The sequence below is a fragment of the Pseudoalteromonas sp. NS-SX12 genome, from assembly GCF_057367955.1.
In genome coordinates, this window is sequence record NZ_CM170634.1 from 493,888 (window position 1) to 517,262 (window position 23,375).

At 36.1% G+C, this 23,375-nt stretch carries 19 protein-coding genes; 4 read left to right on the forward strand and 15 right to left on the reverse strand.

The window, feature by feature from the left end; genetic code table 11:
* Positions 1–7: 7 nt before the first annotated feature.
* The 9 genes from wecC to AC2IOM_RS02410 form a co-directional block, all read right to left on the reverse strand.
* Positions 8–1,246: a UDP-N-acetyl-D-mannosamine dehydrogenase gene (gene wecC / locus AC2IOM_RS02370; RefSeq protein ID WP_486359002.1), complete on the reverse strand. Its 1,239-nt coding sequence runs from the start codon at positions 1,244–1,246 to the stop codon at positions 8–10.
* Positions 1,247–1,320: 74 nt separating this feature from the next.
* Positions 1,321–2,052 carry a WecB/TagA/CpsF family glycosyltransferase gene (locus AC2IOM_RS02375; RefSeq protein ID WP_486359003.1) on the reverse strand — a complete coding sequence of 244 codons (732 nt, stop codon included), beginning with the start codon at positions 2,050–2,052 and terminating at the stop codon, positions 1,321–1,323.
* Entirely contained in the window at positions 2,049–3,086 is a 1,038-nt protein-coding gene (locus AC2IOM_RS02380; RefSeq protein WP_486359004.1) for a glycosyltransferase family 4 protein, read from the reverse strand. Before AC2IOM_RS02380 ends, AC2IOM_RS02375 begins: the two co-directional genes overlap by 4 nt.
* A 381-nt stretch (positions 3,087–3,467) precedes the next feature.
* Positions 3,468–5,741 (reverse strand): hypothetical protein, encoded by a 2,274-nt coding sequence (locus AC2IOM_RS02385; RefSeq protein WP_486359005.1) that lies wholly within the window; start codon positions 5,739–5,741, stop codon positions 3,468–3,470.
* A 315-nt stretch (positions 5,742–6,056) separates the two neighbouring features.
* The gene (locus AC2IOM_RS02390) at positions 6,057–6,881 is read right to left on the reverse strand and encodes a glycosyltransferase family 2 protein (protein ID WP_486359006.1); all 825 of its coding nucleotides are present in this window, start codon (positions 6,879–6,881) and stop codon (positions 6,057–6,059) included.
* The gene (locus AC2IOM_RS02395; protein ID WP_486359007.1) at positions 6,881–8,383 is read right to left on the reverse strand and encodes a hypothetical protein; all 1,503 of its coding nucleotides are present in this window, start codon (positions 8,381–8,383) and stop codon (positions 6,881–6,883) included. Before AC2IOM_RS02395 ends, AC2IOM_RS02390 begins: the two co-directional genes overlap by 1 nt.
* On the reverse strand, positions 8,380–9,594 hold the full coding sequence (locus AC2IOM_RS02400; RefSeq protein WP_486359008.1) for a hypothetical protein: 1,215 nt from the start codon (positions 9,592–9,594) through the stop codon (positions 8,380–8,382). Before AC2IOM_RS02400 ends, AC2IOM_RS02395 begins: the two co-directional genes overlap by 4 nt.
* Complete coding sequence (locus AC2IOM_RS02405; RefSeq protein WP_486359009.1) at positions 9,560–10,777, reverse strand: hypothetical protein; 1,218 nt, start codon at positions 10,775–10,777, stop codon at positions 9,560–9,562. Before AC2IOM_RS02405 ends, AC2IOM_RS02400 begins: the two co-directional genes overlap by 35 nt.
* A gap of 8 nt (positions 10,778–10,785) precedes the next feature.
* Positions 10,786–11,733: a Wzz/FepE/Etk N-terminal domain-containing protein gene (locus AC2IOM_RS02410; RefSeq protein ID WP_486359010.1), complete on the reverse strand. Its 948-nt coding sequence runs from the start codon at positions 11,731–11,733 to the stop codon at positions 10,786–10,788.
* Positions 11,734–11,869: 136 nt separating this feature from the next.
* Here AC2IOM_RS02410 and AC2IOM_RS02415 point away from each other — a divergent pair, with 136 nt between their 5' ends.
* Positions 11,870–12,586, forward strand: a complete 717-nt coding sequence (locus AC2IOM_RS02415; RefSeq protein WP_486359011.1) for a WecB/TagA/CpsF family glycosyltransferase — start codon at positions 11,870–11,872, stop codon at positions 12,584–12,586.
* A gap of 37 nt (positions 12,587–12,623) precedes the next feature.
* On the opposite strand, the gene wecB is transcribed toward AC2IOM_RS02415, so the two are convergent.
* The 6 genes from wecB to wecA form a co-directional block, all read right to left on the reverse strand.
* Complete coding sequence (gene wecB, locus AC2IOM_RS02420) at positions 12,624–13,715, reverse strand: non-hydrolyzing UDP-N-acetylglucosamine 2-epimerase (RefSeq protein WP_486359012.1); 1,092 nt, start codon at positions 13,713–13,715, stop codon at positions 12,624–12,626.
* Between the two features lies 1 nt (position 13,716).
* Positions 13,717–14,826 (reverse strand): DegT/DnrJ/EryC1/StrS family aminotransferase, encoded by a 1,110-nt coding sequence (locus AC2IOM_RS02425; RefSeq protein ID WP_486359013.1) that lies wholly within the window; start codon positions 14,824–14,826, stop codon positions 13,717–13,719.
* Between the two features lie 3 nt (positions 14,827–14,829).
* A complete protein-coding gene (locus AC2IOM_RS02430) occupies positions 14,830–15,408 on the reverse strand; it encodes an acyltransferase (protein ID WP_486359014.1) in 579 nt (192 codons plus the stop codon).
* 40 nt (positions 15,409–15,448) lie between these two features.
* Positions 15,449–16,393 carry a Gfo/Idh/MocA family oxidoreductase gene (locus AC2IOM_RS02435; protein ID WP_486359015.1) on the reverse strand — a complete coding sequence of 315 codons (945 nt, stop codon included), beginning with the start codon at positions 16,391–16,393 and terminating at the stop codon, positions 15,449–15,451.
* Between the two features lie 7 nt (positions 16,394–16,400).
* Positions 16,401–17,714 (reverse strand): nucleotide sugar dehydrogenase, encoded by a 1,314-nt coding sequence (locus AC2IOM_RS02440; protein ID WP_486359016.1) that lies wholly within the window; start codon positions 17,712–17,714, stop codon positions 16,401–16,403.
* Positions 17,715–17,824: 110 nt separating this feature from the next.
* On the reverse strand, positions 17,825–18,916 hold the full coding sequence (gene wecA, locus AC2IOM_RS02445) for a UDP-N-acetylglucosamine--undecaprenyl-phosphate N-acetylglucosaminephosphotransferase (RefSeq protein WP_486359017.1): 1,092 nt from the start codon (positions 18,914–18,916) through the stop codon (positions 17,825–17,827).
* Between the two features lie 250 nt (positions 18,917–19,166).
* Between wecA and AC2IOM_RS02450 the strand changes: the two genes are divergently transcribed.
* The 3 genes from AC2IOM_RS02450 to AC2IOM_RS02460 are packed head-to-tail and all read left to right on the forward strand — an operon-like array spanning position 19,167 to position 23,372.
* Positions 19,167–20,174, forward strand: coding sequence for a hypothetical protein (locus tag AC2IOM_RS02450; RefSeq protein WP_486359018.1), 1,008 nt, complete (start codon positions 19,167–19,169; stop codon positions 20,172–20,174).
* Entirely contained in the window at positions 20,171–21,484 is a 1,314-nt protein-coding gene (locus AC2IOM_RS02455; RefSeq protein ID WP_486359019.1) for a flippase, read from the forward strand. Before AC2IOM_RS02450 ends, AC2IOM_RS02455 begins: the two co-directional genes overlap by 4 nt.
* Positions 21,474–23,372, forward strand: a complete 1,899-nt coding sequence (locus AC2IOM_RS02460) for an acyltransferase family protein (RefSeq protein WP_486359020.1) — start codon at positions 21,474–21,476, stop codon at positions 23,370–23,372. Before AC2IOM_RS02455 ends, AC2IOM_RS02460 begins: the two co-directional genes overlap by 11 nt.
* The last annotated feature ends 3 nt before the right edge of the window (positions 23,373–23,375 follow it).

Below are 23,375 nucleotides of genomic sequence, written 5' to 3' on the forward strand. Positions count from 1 at the left end.
CAATACTTTACACAATACCACGACTGTCAATCACAACTTTATTTGCCCACATTTCAGTCCTAACAGCTCTAAACTCCGTATGATCAACTAAAACTGCCATCACCTTAGCTTGTTCGAATGCTTGCTCTAAGGAGACTAATTTAGCGTTCGTCCCCTCAAACTCTAGTGGTAAAGCGTCAATATTAGGTTCGACCACCAAAACTTCAAAATTACTTTGCTTGGCTAGAGAAAGCGTAATATCAAGCGCTGGGCTTTCACGTAAATCATCTATATCTGCTTTAAAAGCAAGGCCGAAACAAGCTACAACGGGGCGTTTAAACTCATCAGCTTCTGTTAAAATCTTATTTAAAACATAGCTTGGTTTAGCGTCATTAACTAATCGAGCTTGCTTAATCAGCTTAGATTCTTCAGGCGCTGAACTCACTATAAACCAAGGATCAACCGCTATACAGTGTCCACCAACACCAGGGCCTGGATTTAATATGTTTACACGAGGGTGGCGATTAGCAAGCTTTATGAGCTCCCAAACATTAATACTCAACTTATCACAAATAAGTGACAGCTCATTGGCAAATGCAATATTTACATCACGAAATGAGTTTTCAGTTAACTTAGCCATTTCTGCAGTACGAGCATTAGTAATTAAACACTCACCTTTAACAAAAGTTTTATAAAGAGCAACTGCTTTTTCAGAACACCCCGGTGACATACCACCAATAACACGGTCATTTTCAACTAATTCTCGTATCACATGCCCAGGAAGAACCCTCTCAGGACAATGAGCCACATTAACATCTGGGTTAATTGGGTCTTGTTGCGGAAAAATAAGGTCTGGACGAGCTTCAGCTAACCATTTAGCCATTTGCTCTGTAGCTCCAACAGGTGATGTAGACTCAAGTATCACCAAATTGCCAGGCCTTAGGGTTGGAGCTATTAACTCTACAGCTGATTGAATAAACGAAAGGTCCGCATTAAGTTTATTATCTAGCGGGGTTGGAACAGTAACAAGAAATGCATCAGATTCTTTAGCTTGCCTAGAAGCAGTTAATTTACCAACAGCCACAACACTTTTGACAATAATATCAAGATCAGGCTCTACAATGTGCACTTTACCTTCATTTACAGTATCAACTGTTTCAGGATTTATATCGACACCAGTTACATTGATACCACGAGAAGCAATAACCGCAGCTGTTGGTAAACCAATATAACCCAAACCAACTACTGAAATATTACTAAAAATCATAATTTATCTATCGCTAGGTGCCAAAAACGGCTTAAGATAACATGTTCTGCAATGAGCAAACAATTATAGTTTCACTATAAATCGTTTTTAAGGTAGCGAAAAAAGAAATTTAACAACTTAAATTGACGCTTTATTCTGGTAGGTTGTCTTAACAAACGATATAGCCACTCTAAATGCCACAATCGCCAAACTTTTGGGGCTCGTTTCACTTTTCCAACGAAGACATCATAAGTACCACCAACGCCCATATAAAAAGCAGAAATACCGCTACTTTTTAATTTTTCTATTAGCAGTTCCTGTTTAGGTGACCCCATAGCAATCGTAATTATATCTGGCTTTGTTGCTTTAATATTAGCGATAAGCGCTTCATAGTCAGAAAAGTAACCACTCTCAGAGCCTACCACATTGACCTGATACCTTTGTTGTAATTTATTGCGGCACTTTACCAGAGTCTCGTCAGTTGAACCAATTAAGAATACTCTGGATTGCTCTAGGCCTGCTTGTTTCATTACAGCTTGCCATAGATCAACACCAGCAATTCTTGCTAGCTTTTGCCCCGTCTTTCTTTCAAGCACTTTTACTACACCAATCCCATCAGCGTAAGGGATAGTTGCATTTAATACGGAGTTTCGCGCTTGAATATCATTTTCACAAGTTAATACTTTTTCTGGGTTAATTGCGATAGCAATACCTGGAACGACTCTATTCTCAAAAAAAATTTGAGATAAAACATGCTCAATATTAGAAAAAGGCTTAACTTTAATTTGACCTACGGATATGCTTTCAAGACGGCAGTTAGAACTCATTTATTTAGTAATTCTCTATAAACACTGATTACTTTGTTAGCAACAACAGAGAGTTTCTGCTGCTGGCCGCACAATATAGCATTTTCAGACAAAGATTTATAATCATTATTATTCAGTATTTTTTGAAGGCTAGCAGCCCAGTCATTAGCTGAAAACTTAGAAACACACGGTAATAAGTATCCATTTTTAGATTCTTTAACTTGCGCGTTACCACCATCCGTTGCAGTAGCAATAACTGGCACTCCGCAAGCCATTGCCTCTGTTAGTACTAAACCAAATGACTCGTTTGCGCTTAAATTTATTAAGTAACGACTTTTTGCATACAACTCAATTAAGCTCTTTTGTTCAACATAGCCGAATAACGTGATCCTATGACTCGATTGGTTAGCGCTCTTTATAGAATCTTGCTTTAAAGGCCCCTCTCCAGCAATAGCGATATTTAAAGAAGTATTTTGTACAGAATCCAATATGTCAAAGAGCCTCTGAATACCTTTATTTTCATCTAACGTCCCTACAAAAATAAGGTCAAACTCTTTATTGCTTCCAATAGGAGCAAATTCATCAGCAATACCTGCGCTTATAATTGACATACTCTTCGCTTTCAAAGCACAGCGCTGCATTAATGGCTCACTAACAAAAATTGCATGATCTAACTTACTAAATAAAAAGCGATAAGCCTTATTTGGTGGTTCATAGTGATACACATCACTACCGTGAAAAGTCGCTACCAATTTCACTTTGGGGTTACGAAATAGTTTATAGCAATATGCCAGCACTATCGTAGGAAAGAAAAAGTGAACATGAATAATATCAAACGTTTTTCGGCTAAAAATAAAACCTTTAAAAAAAGCCAATAAAAACAGTACATAACGCTTTAAAAAGCTCCCAGCATCACGAGCTTCTTTGGGCATTTCAAAATAACTAACATCCAAATTTTTTGAGTTTTTTATAGCTGAAACTTGGTTGCGAACAAACTTTCCTTGATAAGGATTCTCTTTTGAAGCGCACATATTTGTAATAACTAAAATATTCATAAACTCTTCAACAAACTATTACTTCTGTTTTACTTCAAGAAAGCCAAGATCAAATGTATTCTAAGTAAATTAGTCTTCATAAAATTCATCTATTTAAAATACCGCTTTTGAAAGGATGGACACCTATTGGAAAAACATTTAGCCCAATGGCCAAAAAATTGATAGAAGCCCACTAGTGAAAGTTAAGAATTATGCATTGCAGTTCGTTCAAAAATCAAGAGAGGATTGCCTATTAGCCGATAGTAGCTAGAAATTTCTGTCATCAAGATACAATTAATAAAAAGAAATGTCGGTATTCGAAGTTATAAACGCTTCATACTACTAATTTTTCCTTTGAATCATTAATAGTATGAACATACGTTTCAATATAAATACTCTTATTTAATTTAGCCGAACACTTCTCCGAGCAATGATGAAACCCATAATAAATAGTAAGAATAGAAACATTGAACCACCCGATGAAGCTGTTTCTTCACCTCGATTCTCTAAAACTGTACGGCTATTATCTAATGGGTAGGCATCCGCGCCATCAGCAACTCCATCGTTATCATCATCAGTATCTGCATTATTGCCAATACCATCACCATCTGTATCTAAGGCTTCTGTCGGATCTAATGGGAAGGCATCTTCATCGTCAGGAACCCCATCATTATCATCATCCATATCAGCATTATTGCCAATACCATCTCCATCTGTATCAACTGATTCAGTTGCATCTAATGGAAAAGCATCTTCATCGTCAGGAACACCATCGTTGTCATCATCCGTATCATCATTATTACCAATCCCATCACCATCGGTATCTAATATTATTTGGATTGGAAATTTGATCGTCGATAAAGCTTGACCTTGAGTAACTACAACTTCAACTTCGAATGTTTGCTCAGCAGAGCCAACTGGTGCCTTAGCAGTGATAACACCCGACAGTAAATCAATTGCAAGCCACTCAGGACCTTTTTGAATCGAAAAATTGAAAGATTCTTTTACACCACTGAAAGCTTTAACCAAAATACGTTGATTTTCTCCTGTAAGGAAATCTACCGGTTCAATATCTTCAATAACTATTGTTTGAGCACTCTCATGAGGTAGTGCCATTAAAAACTCTTCTCCGAGTTCTTTCCCTTGCCAAACAAGATCAGCATGAACGAAGAGCATTTCTCTATTATGCCCAGCTGTATTTAAGTAGTGTGCATCACTCAAACGATATTGTTCATTAAAATATAAAATATCATCTGAATTATTGGATTGCACATCTAAATATTTTAAAGAGCTATCTGATAAAAGTGCTAAGCCACTATTATGGTCCGATATTTCATAAACGTTCTTATCTGAGTGAATTTTTTGTAACACTTCATCGTGATGCGAATAGACTCCATCATTAGCACTGATGAAATAAGTAGCATTATTTAGTGGTACAAAATCAGCAACAGAGAGATTTTCTGATAGCAAGCCATCATAACCTTCGGCAATATTTTGAATGCTGCCATTTTTGTAGACCCAAACATCCGACGGATATAACTCCGGTGAATGAGCACTATAATGGCGATGAAAATAAATACTCTCTTGATTTTTGAACAGTATTTGAGAAAGAGGCTCACAATAGGAACTTGTCCTCCATTCCATCATCGGATTCACACCAACAATAGCAAGGTTACTATCGCAGTAACGCTCCCATGTATAGGTGTAAGCTACACCTAAATTAGTGACTTGATAGTCACCGGGAATTTCTCCGTAATGAGAGGCTGCGATCATACTGACCCCTTGAGATCGATCTAATGACATAACTGCAGAGCCGCTTTCAATATCACTTGTGCTCCCCCATCCCGTTACATTTGATGCAATAAAATATAAAATATCGTTTTCTATTTTAAAGTTTTTGGGTTCCGTTATTCGACTATGCTCTGCTATATACGGGTATAGTGACTTGACTCGTTGATTTGATTTACTTTCTAAATCATAAACCCAAAACTCTGCATTTAAACCAGAATAGAAAATCGCATTATTATAAATAGCAAACTCTTGACTTCCGTTACTCACTGATTCGATCAACATAGAAGCATGTGTATCTGGGTGATATTGCCATATGGTCATATTAGAGTTTTCGGGACTAGTAGCGGAAAAATAAAGCACATCATTAAAGACATTTAAAAACGTAATTTTTTCATTTGAGTATTCTGCATAGCTGAAAACTAGATTATTTAAACGTGTAATTCGATCAAAGTAATAAATTGCTACACCAGTAGAGGGAGATGTTGCAACATAATACAAACCAGTATCACTCTCAGCAAATAATGCTTTTGTGCCCGAACTGCCCTCTACGCCAGGTTCTACGTCCAAAGGAATAAAGTCGTAATTCCCACTTTTCAAGACAGGTAATGATTGAAAAATATCTAACATCACATCTTCATTTATATGATAATCTGAAAGCGACAATTGACTGTTTAACACTCCTTTCTCATATGAAATAAACACTTTTTCATTATCAAGATTAAATCTATTCGCAGCGAACTTTTCTATTTCATCTATTGTTGTGTCCCCTGACACATCAATTACAGATATTTGATTCTGATACTTTAGTGATATCTCTATAGCTTTGACGGATAGAGATAGAAATAGAGATAGAGAACAAAATAATAGCAAGGTGTGAATACGCACTTAAAACTCCTTTTAATGATAAAGGTTCCTAATAATTTAGTTACTATAAAAAGTCGTCTGTTCCGTGAATATCAACTTGAACTGAGTTGACATTGTTTTTTATAGACTTTCTTTTGAGGCTACACTATTCGCCAATAAAGTTCTATAAAATTAGAATTACCTCCAACTCTGGTACCACCCCTTATTGTTCTGTAAAAATATGTTCTGTGTTTTATAAAAGTGTTTTGAGGGATAAATCATCAACTATTTGATAAAAACAAAAAGCACTTAGAGACAAACACTTAAGCTTTAAGTAAGAAGGTAATTAATATTCCTTCAACTTGGTTTAATTTGAGATAAGTAACTTCGCAGTTTATAGTTTATTAGACCAAACCTAATCGACATTAATAAATAATAAATCGAAACTCTCTCGCCACTTGTAACCTTTTTTCTAAATTCTTGATTAGCTATATTTCTATTAGACATTAAGTGTTTGTGCTTATTATAAAACAATGTAAAGCCTAAGCGCTTTTTGTTTTTGTCTGAGCTTATCCGATAGCTATCATGATCTGCCTTAACAATATAAGTAGGGGTATTAATTCGGTATCCATCGCCAAACATGTTTAATAACCTTACCCAGCAGTCATAGTCTTGAAAAGAAGGTAGATTTTCATCAAACCCTCCAATAGCACGTAAATACTCTGTTTTAGTTAATACTTGATTAGATGCAGAGTTGATATCAAGCATATCTGACAAGGTAACAACACCATCACTGCAAAAGAGTCTTTTTGTTTTGTTAGGCATTTGCCAATAATAGCCCGAGCAAACAAAGCTATAGTTTTTTAGATTCGCGACTAGTAGCTCTATGCGGTTATGAATAAATTCATCGTCATCATCAATACCAGTTATTAGTTCACCTTTCGCATGCTTTATAGCTGTATTTCTCGCTGCACAGGCTCCTAAAGGCTTCTCATGATGATAAACTCTTACTCTTTTATCTCTCTCAACTATCGACTCAAGAATGGTAGCTGTATTATCACTAGAACCATCATTAACAACAATCAGCTCTAAATTAGAATATGTTTGAAAAAGAACAGAATCTACTGCTTTAAGCAATTGCTCACTACGGTTATGTGTTGGCATGTATACTGAAACTAACATTAAAGCCCTTTTCTTTTAGCTTCTGCATGCTCTCTGCCATAGTTTCCACCGGGCAATAAGTGCAACTTCACTCTATTAAAAAAGTGTACATATGGAATAAGAAAAGCAGGCCAACTAGGCTTAAACCCAGTTTCAGTTCTCACTTCTTTAAAGCGAGTTGGCACATTTTCCCATACGCTTTCAATAAATTTATAATTGGCACTGTCTATCAGGTTATTTGATAAGAACGCATGAAAAATATTAAGCTCAGTAAATACAGGAATTACTGTAAATAATTGCCCACAAGTTATGTTGCCTCCGTTTATGATATAGCGTCCACCTCTTCCATATACAAACTCATAATATGTTAATTTCGCAAACTCATCAGAAGTCTTTAAATTTCCTGTGCGGGCCCTATAATCATCTAATAAAAGAGATAGCTCTCCCTTTGTTAAAGAGGGGTATCGCTTTTGTAAAATATCTTCAGCGGAGAAAATTTTAGTTCTATAAAGAATTGGGAATAGTTTAAAAAGCTCACCTACCACGCCTGAAAACTTCAAATATGCACCTCTTTGCAACACATCGCCTAAATACCCATCAAAGAAAACATGCGTAGAAGGTGACTGCTGTTTCGCATAATAATAAGCAGATAATAAGCGATAAGCCCATGAAGAAGCCCCACTAAACATCAATTCACACAGTTTTTCTTCTGATGCTAATTTTGGTGGCTTTAGGTAACTAAACTCATCATATTTATCGACATCTTTAGCAAACTGACGTGCAACAGGCCTATCTCCTGTATCTTCAGGTCCATAGGTATAGCCAAATGCATACTCCCCACAAGCAAGTATGAGGCGAGAGTCCATACCTCCGCTTATGGCTATTGATTTTTCTTCTTTTGGCCAATAACTACTTAATTGTTTAACAAACTCAATCACGTCATTTAATGGCGTTTTACTTTCGAAGTCAGGCGAGTAGTATTTAGTCGTACGACTCAAAGTTGTACAGGCACCAGGCTCTAAACGATAAATTGAATAATATGCAGTGTAATTACCAAAAAGACTACCGTGTTTTTCTAGAATACTTTGATATGCTGTATCCGGTTTTTTATTATCAAAACATTGAAGAGACGGTGCTACCGTTAAATTATCAGAGCGTTGGTCAATATAATGGGTAGATAAACCTAACGGATCAGTGAAAACTTTTACTTCTGCCCTAGTGATATAAGCAAGCGTAAACATACCCGCTGAAATTTGCTTAAAACAATTTAAACCTTCTGCATCATATGCTTTAGTTAACCCCTCAAGGTCATTTTTAATACCGTTAAAAATGAACCAGCCATAACAAAACCACCTACCATTCTCAGAATCAATTACAGGTTTATTTGGCCACTCACTCTTATCGTATTTTAGGCAAATTTTTTGGTTGTGAATTTCAGTAACAATAAGACCTGAATAGTCATTTATAGATTCGAATTCATTATATAATTTATCAATAGAAGCATTTAAATAAAGACCTCTCATAGCAACCTAAACTCCCGCTTCATTTGACTTTCTAATAAATAATTTCTAACAACAATACTCAGTAGCATTACAATATAAAAACAATAAACAAAAATTTCACTTGATCCATTCAATTCTTTGAATAGAGCAAAAACAATCACACTAACCGTCAGCAGAGAAAAATAAACTGCATTAAATTTTAAAGTGAACTCATTTTTATGAAGTAATGTCATAACGGTACTTGTAATCAAATTTCTCTGTGAAACAAGTAACACCAACGAAGCGAATAAGTTAATTAGTAATACTTCTTGCCAGAATTCTTCAAATTTACTCATCGTAAAAAAAGAATAAAGAGTTGTTAACACGGATATTAAAGGTAAAAGGAATAACAAGACCCATTTAAGGTTATTATTTATTTTATCTATCGCAGTTCTACTTCTTAACTCTACAGCGTTATTTAACTTTTCTAGTTGTAAATTTAAATAGGTTCTAGGTAACAAGGTAATAAGACCCAACAAGAAAGATAAACTAGAAATAATCACAACTTGATGTGGCAGAAACAAATACTCTGACACCTTAGGCATTACCCAAATAACCCCTCCAGTTAGAAAGTTACTTGCACCAATATATAGAGCTTGTGAAAATATATTACCAAACCCACTGAATGTGATTTTTTTCGTACAAAACTTAAAAGCCTCAAACAGAGAACAGCAAACCAACAAACTAGAAAATAATACATACATTGATTTAGGTGTAATACTATCTAAATAAAACAGTACTAAACTACCAATAAGAAACCCAATTAATAAAAGTACTTCAGCGACAACGGCACTTTTAAACAGCTGTTGTCTAATCCATTTATGACGTAAGTTTTGATAACCAACCAAACCACAAAAAAGGGTTAAACTAGGTATAAAATAATGCAGTACACCTGCTTGATATATTGAAAATAATATAATTACCGCAGGAAAAATTGATAGGTAACTACCCAGTAGAGTTTGAAGTTCCTTATCTTCGTATTGTGCTTTTAATAAAAGAAGAGAAAAACCTTGGGAAAGCACCATGCTTAAGCCTATTACAAATGCAAAATCTGTCAGTACATTCACGCTATTTTCCGAGCCAAACACAATCCCTAGAACTGTTGCAAATAATAAGCGAGAAAGCCCAGGTGCACCTGTAGCAAATAAAGCCAGAAACTTATTTAGCATCGGGCGATGTATCCCTGCGGCCATTCACAAGTGCAACTAAGATAATAGGAAATAAGATCGAAGAGTAAGCATTCATAAAAATTGGATTTACCAAACTATATGTAGCAATCAACAAGAAAAACGCTAATACTCCATATTTCAATTCGCCTGATTGCTTCATGAAATAACGATAAAAGCGATAAAAAGTAAAAATGAATAAGAACAAGCCTAAATATCCGTATTCGCCTAAAATCGACGAAAAGTTTGAATCATATATTCCATCAGTTTCTAAAAAGAAACGTGAGGTAGCTAGCCCTATTTTCCCATAAACCCAACTACCTTCAGATAACACCGTCCCATAGGATGCAGCACCAGTGCCAAATGGAAAATACTCAAAAGACAGTGCAAATGCGAAGTAAATCATAATACCGCGAATATAAGCAGAAGCGACAGGATCATCCAACCAGTCAAAATTAGCAACAGTGATCTCCCAATTTTTGATAAGGATCTCTTGTAATCCAAAGTTTAGGCCAACCCCAACCACTATTGCAGTAACTATAAAGCCTGCAAAAAGTATTTTGGGTGATTTAGCAATTGCTCCAATAGTCGAATATACAATAGATATAAAAGGAGTTCGCACACTTGAAAGCACACCAAAAACTAGCATTGTTAATGTAGCTAAGCAAAACTTAGCAATTGTTACAACGCCTTTTCTAAACATATAGAATAAAAAACAGAATGCAGCCATTGAACCTAGATTTCCAGTATCAGCTTGAAACCCAACAGGCCTGAGTTCTCCTAAGCGATATTGTACTCTCGCGCCTACCCAATCATTCATTGTATCACCGAGCGCAAGGTTTAATAAAAAGCCTAATATAGTTAAAGCAAAAAGAACGTGTACAAGAGAAGAGCATTTCCTCCCATCTAATATCACGATGAAAAAAACCAAAAAAATAAAAAATTTGAGGTGAATGATTGATTGTAGAACAATCATCCATATTGGACGGAGACCAAATGAATTAAAAGAAGTCACAACAAAAATAAAAAATAGAAAAATAAGCAACCCTCTTAATGCTCTAAGCTCCTTGTCTTCAATTTTTTTTATTGCCAAATAAACTATAGCGACTAAAAGAAAAACTTCATCTAACATTGAGAAAAGAGGTGAAACAGCCCCAGCTAGTGCTGTTTGAAAAAAGGTTGCTATGCCAAAAAGATATACCAGCGCCAATTTTCCACCTAACTCGCTTTTAGCTTATCAGCAAACTCAGAGGTAAATAAACGTATAAAAGGATACGAAATGAAAAGTAATGCCCCAAACAAAGTAATTCCAACACAAATCATTGCTCTCTTAGGACCGCTTTTTCTCTCAACAACTATTGCTGGCTCAATGGTTTTCAAAGCATATTCATCACGAATATTTGCCAACATCAAGGTCTTTTTGTTTTCTGTAATTAAGTTATACGAGAGCTGGTTTAGCTCTACAATATTATTTTTTGCTATTTCTTTTTCTAAATAGGCAATACTTTTCTGTGCTTCTGCAATATCTTCACTCCGAACCTTTTCATTAAATTCTAGAATTAAGTTAGTAACAACATCACGTGTAAAATAAGGAGAGTAAAAGTTGGCACGAACTGTAATCAAAGAGGATTTTTTTTCATATTCGAAACTCACTACACGTCTAAAAGCTTCATACAGCTCCCAATCTGACGGAGGGTTTGTGAATGGATAAACTACTTTCCGAGTCCATGCTTTGTTATCTACATCATATACTTCAGGGTCAAACTTTAACTCTTTTGAGCTAATATCCCACCCATTAGCAGCAATAAGAGCGGGCGCTAGTTCATATTTTTCAATAAAAGGGAGAATGAATGCTTTGGACTTGAGTAACTCACTATAATAAAAGCTTTTATCAGTTTTACCACCTAAGTTAACTCCCGCCATTGATGCTAAACTTCCTAACCCACCAGCCATTGATGCTAAGCTACTTGTTTTATCTTGTTCAGCTAAAGTAAGTTTCGCTATAGAGGAGTACTTATTTGGAATAGATAGAGCAATCCAAACAGAGAACCCTGCACTTAATAAAGTACCTAGCAATGTTAAGTATTTGAATTTCCACATTAGCTTCAAAGCACTTAATAAATCCAATTCACCAAGTGCTTTTTTATCATTAACAACAGCTTCCACTTATCGTTTCCTATCTAGATTGACAAAGCCGCCCAATTCTACACTATTCAAATTTCAAAAGTAATGTGAATAATTCACATCTTTTATCTATTTGTGCTAACATCTACGCCCTTTTAAAGCTATTTACACCAACATTATGACTGAAATTGTACGAATTCTGGACTGCCCTTGTTATCCCGTAACCGAGGATGAGGCACGCCAAAAAATAAAAGAATTTGTAGATAATCAGTCAACTGGTTATTCGGTTGCAATTAATGCCGAAAAGCTAAGCAAATACAAAGAAGATGCCAAGCTTAGAGAGATCATCGATAACTCACTTTACCCTTACCCTGATGGCGCAGGTGCGGTTATTGGTGCGAAATGGCTTCATAAAAAGCACTCTGCAAAAATCAACTTTCCGATTATGACACTAGAAGAATGCAATAAGTATGGCTGGGCATTATTTATTGTGGGTGCAAAAGAAGAAACACATAACAAAGCAATCGAGATTATTAAGCAGCGATATCCTAACATTAATCTTGTAGGCAATATGCATGGCTACCATGAGCAACAAGACGTTATTGATGCAATTGCAAAAATAAAACCTCAAGTTGTAATGATCGCGATGGGCTCCCCAAGGCAAGAGTATTTTGCCCATAAACTAACAAATCAAGTAAGCAATGTTTTTGCTACAGGCTGTGGTGGAGCGTTAGATATTATTGCAGGAAATTTAAAACGGGCGCCAGAATTTTACATCAATAACAATTTAGAGTGGCTTTACCGCTTAGTACAAGAGCCTTGGCGCTGGAAGCGTCAGCTAGTATTACCGGTATACTTCTCTAAACTGTTCAAAGCCAAGTTATTTGGAAAATAAAAAAAGCCGCATATGCGGCTTTTTTTATTTATGCTTATTAATAATTAAGCAATTCATCAATTATTTTCTGAGAAGCTTTACCGTCACCGTAAACTTGTTCAAGTGACGAAATATCTTTAGCCTGCGCTCGTTTAACAGCCGCAATTATCGCACCATAATCAGCACCGACAAGTTCATTAGCACCGATTTCAATGGTTTCAACCCATTCAGTCTCATCGCGCATTGTTACACATGGTGCATAGTTGAAGTAAGCTTCTTTCTGTACACCACCTGAGTCGGTTAGAACTAACTGTGCAGACATCTCTAATCGTAACATTTCTAGGTAAGAGATTGGCTCAATAATTTTGATATTACCCAATTGTTCTTCAAGACCTTGAGACTCAATAATATTACGAGTTCTAGGGTGTAAAGGTAGAACAACGTCTGTCGTTTTTGCTATTTCAGCTAATGCTTTAATAATATTACTTAAACGCTCAGGGCAATTGGTATTTTCTGCACGGTGAACTGTCGATAGTATGTAACCTTTTTCAGAAACATCAAACTGCTCCAAAGTTACTTTTTCTTTCGCAATATTTTGATAATGCAAAGTCACATCAAACATTACATCACCCACATTGCACACACCGTTGGTGATACCTTCTTTTGCTAAGTTTTCTACCGCTACATTTGTAGGGCAAAACAGTAAACTAGAAACGTTATCAGAAAGAATACGATTAACCTCTTCAGGCATTTTCATATTAAACGAACGCAGCCCTGCCTCAACATGCGCTACTTTAATATGCAACTTAGATGCAGCAAGTGCACCTGCCAAGGTAGAATTTGTATCACCATAAATCAACACCCAATCTGGCTTTTCTTCTAGCAATACCTTTTCAACTTCAATTAGCATTTTGCCAGTCATTTCACCGTGGTTACCACCTGAAATGCTAAGATTGTACTTTGGCTTTTTTATACCTAACTCTTCAAAGAATACATCAGACATATTGGCATCAAAATGCTGCCCAGTATGCACTAAAATTTCTTCGATGTGTTTATTGCCGTCAACTTGATTGTGTGACTCAATGGCATTCGAAAGAGCCGCAGCTTTAATAAACTGAGGACGAGCGCCAAGAATGGTAATTATCTTCATATTAAAAACTATTGATTGCGTTTATTACTTTTTGAGCATCTTCTTCGCTCATATATGGGTGCATTGGTAAACTAAATACATTTTTACTCAACTTAGCACTGATAGCTAAGTCGCTTGAGCTATAAGTTAAGTGTGAAAAAGCAGTCTGCAAATGCATAGGTGTGGCGTAGTATACCATGCTTGGAATACCGTGTTGCTTTAAATGTGCCATCACAGTGTCTCTCTCTTCATGCTGCAAAGTATATTGCGCCCATGAACTAGATTGATTTGCAGGCACAAACGGTTTAATAAATTCAGATTTAATATTTTCTGAATAAAAATCTGCTAATTTATTGCGAGCAATAAGCTCTTCATCAAAAATAGCCAACTTCTCCAGCAGTATCGCTGCCTGAATCGTATCTAAGCGACTATTTAGGCCAATACGTACATTATCGTATTTATCTTGCCCTTTGCCATGTACTTTTAATGACTTAACCATTTCGGCAAGCTTTACATCATTAGTAAATACCGCACCACCATCACCATAACAGCCAAGAGGTTTAGCAGGAAAAAAGCTTGTCGTTGCAATATCACCAAAGCCACCTGCTTTTCTACCATTTAGCGTACCGCCAAAGCCTTGCGCAGCATCTTCAACAATCTTTAAATCATATTTTTGTGCTAACCTTGACAAAGCTTCATAATCAGCTGGCAAACCAAATAAATCAACAGCGATTACTGCCTTTGGTCTAAGCTTGCCTTTTGAAATCGTATCATTCAGCTGTTTTTCTAGGCTATTAATACAAAGATTAAAAGTACGCGCATCTACATCAACAAATACAGGGGTCGCACCTACAAGACTTACAACTTCTGCAGATGCAAAGAAAGTAAATGAAGGCACAAAAACAGCGTCGCCCTCGCCAACATTTAATGCCATAAGGGCCAACTGAAGTGCATCTGTACCATTTGCAACACCAATAGCATGCTCAACACCGACATAAGCAGCTAACTTGGCTTCTAATTCTTTACACTCATCGCCCATAATATATTGACCTGAGTCTAAAACATTATTGATGCGAGAGTTAATTTTATCCTGCAAATGATTATATTGGGCTTTTAAGTCTATAAACTGCATTACTTAGCTTTCCTTGATTACGACATCATTTTTCAAAATATAACGGGCATTGGTGTGCTTGCATTTTACCTCAGCTGAACCTGACAGGGGCAAATCTAATTGTTCACCAAATTCACTCATCCAACCTATTTGTTTAGCAGGAACACCTACAACCAAGGCATAATTTGGTACATCTTTATTTACAACTGCCCCTGCCCCCACGAACGAGAACTGCCCTATAGTCACACCACATACAATAGTGCAATTAGCACCTAACGTAGCGCCTTTCTTAACAAGGGTATCAAGGTATTCAGACTTTCTTTCGATTAATGAGCGAGGGTTGTAAACATTGGTAAAAACCATACTTGGGCCACAAAAAACACCATCTTCAAGAGTCACGTTATCGTATACAGAAACATTGTTTTGTATTTTAACATCGTTCCCTATAGTAACCTTGTTGCCAACAAAGACATTCTGCCCAAGAGACACACCTTTTCCAATTTTTGCACCGCCACACACATGCACAAAGTGCCAAACACGAGAGTCATCACCAATTTCAGCTCCATTATCAACGATCGCTGAGTCATGTTTAAAATATGTCATTCTAAGATCCAAAAAAATGAGGCTTTCACCTCATTTTAAATTATTTAACTTTAGCTAAAAGTGGGTGTGCCTTATCTGGGCTATCCACAATATCCAGCGTTCTAATCGCTTCTACTGTTTCTATTGCAACTCTATTCTCTTCGAGGCCAAATCCATTACCTTTCAATATTTCCTCGTAACTGCGGGTATGCAGGTCCGTAAAACCTCCTGAGAACTCTAACTCTTCTTCACCAATAGTAATACTTCTATAAGTGCGTTTGCCTTCTTTGATGGCAATATCTGGAAGGTTGTTTGCATCGATTGATAAGAACCACTTGACGCGCGCTTTTTCATATTCAAGGTAACCCGATGCAGTTTTTTCATCCCTATGATGAACTTCATTTGCTTTTAAATCACCAAAAACAAAATGTAACATATCGTAAAAATGCACACCTATATTGGTAGCTACGCCACCAGACATATGATCATAACCTTTCCATGAAGTCATATACCACTTACCACGTGATGTCATATAAGTTAGGTCAACATCAAACACTTCATCAGGTGCAGAATTAGCTACTTTTTCTTTAAGGGCAATAATTGAAGGGTGTAAGCGCAGTTGTAAAATAGTGCTTACCTTAGTGCCATAAATTTCTTCATATTGCTTTAACACATCAATTTCTTGTGAGTTAAGTACAAGTGGTTTTTCACATATTACATCAACACCTGAACGCAAAGCATATTGCATGTGAGGGTAATGAAGGTGGTTAGGCGAACAAATCGAAATATAGTCTAATTTGTTCCCTTTAAGCGCTTCATTTTCAACATATAGTGCAAACTTCTCAAATTCTGTAAAAAATTCAGCATCAGGTGAATGACTATCGATAATACCGACCGAGTCATTAATATCCATTGCTGCTACGAGCTCGTTACCTGTTTCAGTAATTGCTTTCATATGGCGCGGTGCAATATAACCTGCGGCACCTATTAGCGCGAATTTTTTCATTCTTTACCTAAGCCTTAATAACATTATTGAATGACTGAGTATATTTACCACGTGTATCGATAATCACCTGGCTGTGTTGTTGTAAAAGCTCATAATCAAAGTCGTCGTGATCTGTAGCAAGAATTACAGCATCATAAGTATCTAGAGATTGCGGAGTAAGCTCAACACTCGAAAGGTCAAAGCTGTGCTCTCTCATTTTAGGAAACTTTAACACATGGGGATCAGAGTAATGAACAATAGCCCCTTTCTCTCGCAGGATTTCCATAAGCTCAACCGAAGGAGACTCTCGCATATCATCAACATTTTTCTTATATGCAATGCCAAGCACTAATACTCGGCTACCTTTTACTGACTTTTCACGCGAATTCAAAGCATCAACTGTTTTATTAATAACCCACTCAGGCATAGCTGTATTCACTTCACCAGCAAGCTCAATAAAACGAGTATGAAGACCAAACTCTCTCGCTTTCCATGTCAAGTAAAATGGGTCAATTGGAATACAGTGACCACCTAAACCAGGCCCCGGATAATAAGGTGTAAAGCCAAAAGGTTTAGTCGCAGCTGCTTTAATAACTTCATGAATATCTATACCCATTTTATCTGCTACAACTTTCATCTCGTTCACTAAACCAATATTGACGGCTCGATGAATATTCTCAAGTAGTTTAGTCATTTCTGCCGCTTTTGTTGAACTAACTGGCACTACTTGATCAATTGCTGGTGAGTAGAGCGCAATACCAACATCTGCACAGTTTTCCGTATGACCGCCACACACTTTAGGTATTGTGCGAGTTTCAAAATTTGGATTACCTGGGTCTTCGCGTTCTGGAGAATAAATTAAAAAGAAATCATCACCTACGCTTAGATTTGCTGATTCTACTCGAGGTAACAACTCTTCTTCTGTGGTACCTGGGTAAGTAGTACTTTCAAGTGATAGAATTTGACCTTTTCTTAAATAAGGTACAATAGCTTCAGTTGTATCGATAACATAGCTTAAATCAGGTTCGCGGTACTTATTTAAAGGAGTTGGGACACATAAAATAAGTGCATCAGCTTCAGATGCCCTTGAAAAATCAGTAGTTGCCTCAAATCCACTCTCTAAGGCAGACTTAATACGGTCTGAGTGAATATGTTCAATATAGCTATTACCATTATTAACAGCATCTACCTTGTTGGTATCAATATCAATTCCAATAACTTTGAAGCCAATTTCAGCGTATCTAAGTACAAGAGGGAGTCCAACATAGCCGAGACCTAAAATACCAATAACCGCCTGTTTGCTTTCGAGCTTTTCTAACAAACCCTGTTTATGCTGACTCATTTTTTACCTTTTAGATTGTCGCAAAATCTTTAAACAAACAATTACAGCCTGTTTAATAAAATACTGGATGCGCATTTTATAGTTAATACTTTACAGATGCAATTTAGAGACTAGTTCTTCGCAAGTTGATTTGTAGTAGACTTCTTTTGCTTGCCGATACGAAGCACTCTCCTAATTTTTACCGTAACACGCCAAATGCTACTCATTATTCGATAATAAGCATACTGAATAACTAAAAAAGCAAAGAACATTATGTACTCAGGCACATTATAAACTTCAGATATAACACCGACTGCAGCGAGCAAACTTCCCATAGAACAAATTACAAATAGTGTTTTTTTGGGACCAATACCAAGTCTTTGCATTATATGATGTAAGTGCTCTCGATCAGGCTTGAACGGCGATTGTCCTTTTTTAATTCGGCGACATATCGTCGATACAGCATCCATAATCGGTAACGCACATATCCATAATGCTGTTACGGGGCTTAAAGCGATGACTTCACCTTGGGAACCTTCTAGTAGCAGCCAAATAACAGTAAAACCAATAACGGTGCTCCCAGCATCTCCCATAAATATTTTAAAACGCTGCCCTAAAGGAATGCCTAAATTCATTAGAATATAAGGAATTGTTGCTATCACTATCGTTACAGAAAATGACAATAACTCCTTATTACCTGATAAATAAAATAATATAGACATCGCAGTGAACGTAACCGTTGCTAAACCTCCAAGTAAACCGTCAATTCCATCTACCATATTAAATGCGTTTATCGCACCAACAACTGCAATTATCGTCACTAAGTAACCAAAATAAGATAAGTTTAGGTCAAACGGCCCGAGCATTTGCCCGACATTAGTCAGCACTAAACCAGCATAGGCCATCATCACAGCTGATATACCTACTTGTAGTGCTAGACGCAGTTTAAAGCTAATATCCAGTAAGTCATCTAGCACACCAACTGCGAGCAAAATTCCAGCACACGCTAAATAAAGATAGGGGGATGTAATTGTTTCAGGGAAGACATATAAATAGCTAAAAACAACAACAAAAATAGCCAAACCACCAACTAGCGGCACTTTACCATTATGAATCTTGCGTTCATTTGGCACATCAACTAAATTGATTGCATGAGCTAACTTTCTAAAAAAGAACAAGCTCAAAAACGAGCCAAAGAAAATCCCTACGCTACTTAGTATCACCTTAAAGAAAACCCATACTCGTTTATGCTAGTTGATATATAACCAGCTTATGAAGAAAATTTTGAAATACGAAAAACGTCGTTGATATTATATATTGTTAATAACAAACTCAACTTAACTGGCGCTATTTTAGCTTAAATAGCTTAAATCGCCATAGAAAATGTTAGGAAATTTGTAATCTGTATCAATTATTTTAAATTAATGCAGTATAGGAGTATTATACCCATTATCTCAACCGTCAGGTGCCGGCATGCTGTCATTTAAAAAAAAACTATTAAATCAATTGCCAAAGAAACTTAGACTACTTATTTCAAAAGTAAAATTATTTATAAAAAGCCCTCGTTTAATTTTTGTCTCGGGTTCTTCTTTCAACCAAACATCAACGCCTGTATGCATTATTTCATTCCCTAGAGCGGGGTCTAGTTGGGTTGGTTCTATTTTGGGCTCTGCTGTTAATGCTAGATATCTTAGAGAGCCTATAACAACAGCTTTTTTTTATAAAAAGAAACAAAGCGCTAGTGTCTTTAGCAAAGCGAAATGTGAGGACTGGTGTGCCTACTCGAAATTAATTTCGGATTCATTAAACGCAAAACTACCTGAAATAGATAAAGTAGTTCCCTTTCCCAATCAATGGTATACGCCAAATCAAGCCAAACTGACAGTAATAAAAGAAATCAACCCACTAATAATAAAAGACCTTTTAGAATTAGGAATTGAGCCAATTTACTTGATTCGGCACCCTTTTTCAGTTGCAAAAAGTTACAAAGCGCTAGGCTGGGATAGAAAAAATCAATTTGAGACTCGCTTTTCAAAAGAAGAAATTTCTCGCCTTTTGACTAACCAACCAGACTTACTTGAACAGGGCTATTTTTATCAAATAGGCTTTTTGCAGGGTCTGATAGAAGCACAGTGCCGCTCAATTGAGTTAGCACCCATCATCTATGAAAACCTTGTAGAGAACCCTATTTTAAGTTTTTCTGAAATTTTCAAAAAGCTACAGCTTAATTTTAATGATAGCATAGAGCAACGCTTAATGAGCTCTCTTACTTTAAGCAAAGATGTAAAACCTGGTGACTTTGGATTAGTGCGTAAACAGAAAGAGTTATGCACAATAAAAGTCAGCGAAGATGAATATCAAGATTTCATTGAAACTATTGACGGCTATTTAACAGGGTTTAAATTAACTTACACTTCAGTACTTCCAACTTATTCAAACGTTATTAGAGTTTCTTTTACAGAATTTGAGGAGAATTTATGAATTGGCGACAAAGTGCTGTTAATTCGGCCGTGCTAATTCTCGAAAAAGCCTTATCATTATCATCTGGATTGTTGTTAACAATCCTCATTGCACGTAATTATAGCCAACAAGACTTCGGTAAGTTCGCATTTATCTTAGCTACGGTAGCCATTTTTTTACCACTTTCAAGAATGGGGATGAGCAACATTATTTCTCGCTTATTCACCAAATACCCCTTAAATACTAAAAACATCCTGTCAAACGCCATTAGAATTAGATTATTTGGAGCTGTTATAGGTTTGACTCTAAGTACCACTTATCTTTACTACATAAACTCAAATGAAATATACCTCATCTTGCTTTGTCTGTTTTTTAGTAGCTTCGTCGCTTTCAATGTATCTGAATTTTATTTTTTAGCAAAAAACAAAATTCTAACGACAGCCAAAGTAAAAGTTGCTATTCAACTACTTTTTCTGACCCTGAAGATAAGTTACATTTTAAATCAAAGTAATATTGAAAGCGTTGTTTTACTTCACTGCTTGGAGCACGTTGTAGTTGGCATTATTTTGTATGTTCTCGCGAACTTTAATATATCAATGCAACCAAAGTTGCAAAAAAAGAAATTTTCTAGGTCTTTAGCAAAAAAAGGAGGCTGGCTTCTTCTATCTGCAACAGCATCCGTTTTATACTTAAAGATTGACCAATTAATGATTCACGAAATTCTCGGGGCTGAGTCGCTAGCTCTTTATTCTGCTGCAACAAAATTGAGCGAGCTGTGGTTTATTTTTCCTGTATTGATAGCAAATGGATGTCAGCCTCTATTAGTAAAAATATACAATAACAAGAAGCACTACAATGAAGTGATTTTAAAGATATTAAGTATTTTTACGTTTGCCAGTTTATTAATAATTAGCTTTACATTACTATTTGGTGATGAATTGATTGTTCTTATTTTTGGAAGTAATTTTATACATTCAGGGAACATACTATCCATTCATATTCTTGCGACCCCTTTTATTTTCCACAGAGCTATTTTCAGTAAATGGCTTATTAATGAGAAGTTTTATAAATTCAGTTTAGCAAGCCACTTATCTGGCGCTTTAGTCAATATTGCTCTTAACTTGCTTTTGATTCCAGCATATGGAATTCAAGGTGCTGCATGGTCTAGTGTGATAGCATACTGCACAAGTGGACTTTTAATTTTATTTATCACTAAAAAAACTAGAGAGTTCTCGGTGATAAATTTAACAGCGTATTATGCTTGGGTTAAAATTTTGCCTAACAGCATTTTAAAAATATATAAGTACAAAGAGAATTTATTTGACAAGTAATTCCTTCAGATATGATATCAACAGCTTGAGAGCGCTCGCGGTTATCGCCGTTGTCATATATCATTTTAATGAATCGATATTACCCGCTGGATTTATTGGTGTAGACATCTTTTTTGTCATATCAGGGTTTCTGATGACTAAAATAATTTACGTTAAGTTTCAAAGTGGAAATTTTTCACTTCTTGAGTTTTATACTTCAAGAGCGAAGAGGATCTTACCTGCACTCACCATACTTTGCTTCGTGCTAGTTATATTTGGTTGGTTTAGTTTATTACCAAGTGATTATTCGCTGCTTTCTAAACATATTCTGAGCAGTCTTACATTTACATCGAATATTATTTATTGGACGGAGGCCGGTTATTTCGATCTAGCAGCAAAAGAAAAGTGGTTACTTCATACTTGGTCACTATCTGTTGAATGGCAATTTTATTTGGTATTTCCAGTTATTTTCTTTGTCCTGCTGCGCTCACTTAAACTACCAAAAATTAAAATTACATTAGTTGCAAGTTTTATAGCCCTATTTACCATGAGCGTCGTTGTTACCAATATAAAACCATCAATAGGATTTTATATTTTGCCTACAAGAGCATGGGAGTTATTGGCTGGTTCATTAGCATTTTTCTACCCTCTTACTCTAAATAAAAAGCAAACTAATACAGCGGCATTTATTTTAATCTCTCTGACCATCGCTTGCTTGTTTTTGCTAAATCAGGAAGTAGTTTGGCCATCATTTTCAACACTAATTCCAGTATCTGCAACAGCAGCTCTCATTGCATTAAATATTAATTTAAACTTCACAAAGTCCACTATTATTAACTTTTTTGGGAACATATCTTACTCACTGTACTTATGGCATTGGCCTATCTCTGTTTACCTAGCCTTTTCTGGCACTCATAAACAACTACTCAACATATTAATAGCCATTAGCTTAGCAATTGCCTTTGCATATTTATCATATAAGTATATAGAAACCCCTTACCGATTAACCAAACACAAATTTTACAAACTATTTGTAGGTTACTTGCTTATATTACTGTTAGCTTCCGTTGTTTATAAAAGTGATGGTGCGGTAACAAGTTTCCGCGGTATTAGCACCGGCAATAAAGCTGAATTTGTCAATAAATACAAAAATTACAAAATTGATCCTGATGGCTACTGGCATAAATGCAACACTAAGCTAAACCATGAAAAAACAGGGCTATTTGAGGTAGATAAAAGTTGTTTAAGAACAGCTTCAGAAGCAGTATTTCTGTGGGGTGACTCTCATGCAGGCGCCTTATCACCGGGGATTAGAAGTATTTTAAAAAACAATCGTCAATTTAGTCAGCTAGCGTCTTCGGGTTGCCACCCATACTTTCCCAGTTTTAAACAGAAGCACTTAAAAAACAATGGTGAAAAAGCATGCAATATAAGCAATCAATTAGCTTTTGAGTACATAAAAAACACCCCCCCAAAAACAGTTATCCTTACACAAGCAAAAAGCTTCCTAGATTATAATTGGGCAACGCTTGCCAAGGAATTACTAAAGATGGGGGTGCAAGAAGTTATACTCATAGGTCCAACACCACAATGGCAGCCAAATTTAGTAACGGCTATAGCAAATAGGCATTGGCAAAATTATTCTGGTTATATCACTGACACAGCGCTAGATAAAACAACTATCATTTTGGATAAAAAACTAAGAGAGAAATACAACAACAATAAATATTTAACTTATATTTCTCCAATTACAACACTCTGTAAACAAGAAAGGAAAACAATGTGTAAAGCCTTATTGTTTGATAAAAACAATAAAATCCCACTAGTTTTTGATTATGGTCATCTAACAAAAGAAGGGGCAATTGACATTGCTGAAAACGCCATAAAACCGTATATTGCACACATGTAACAC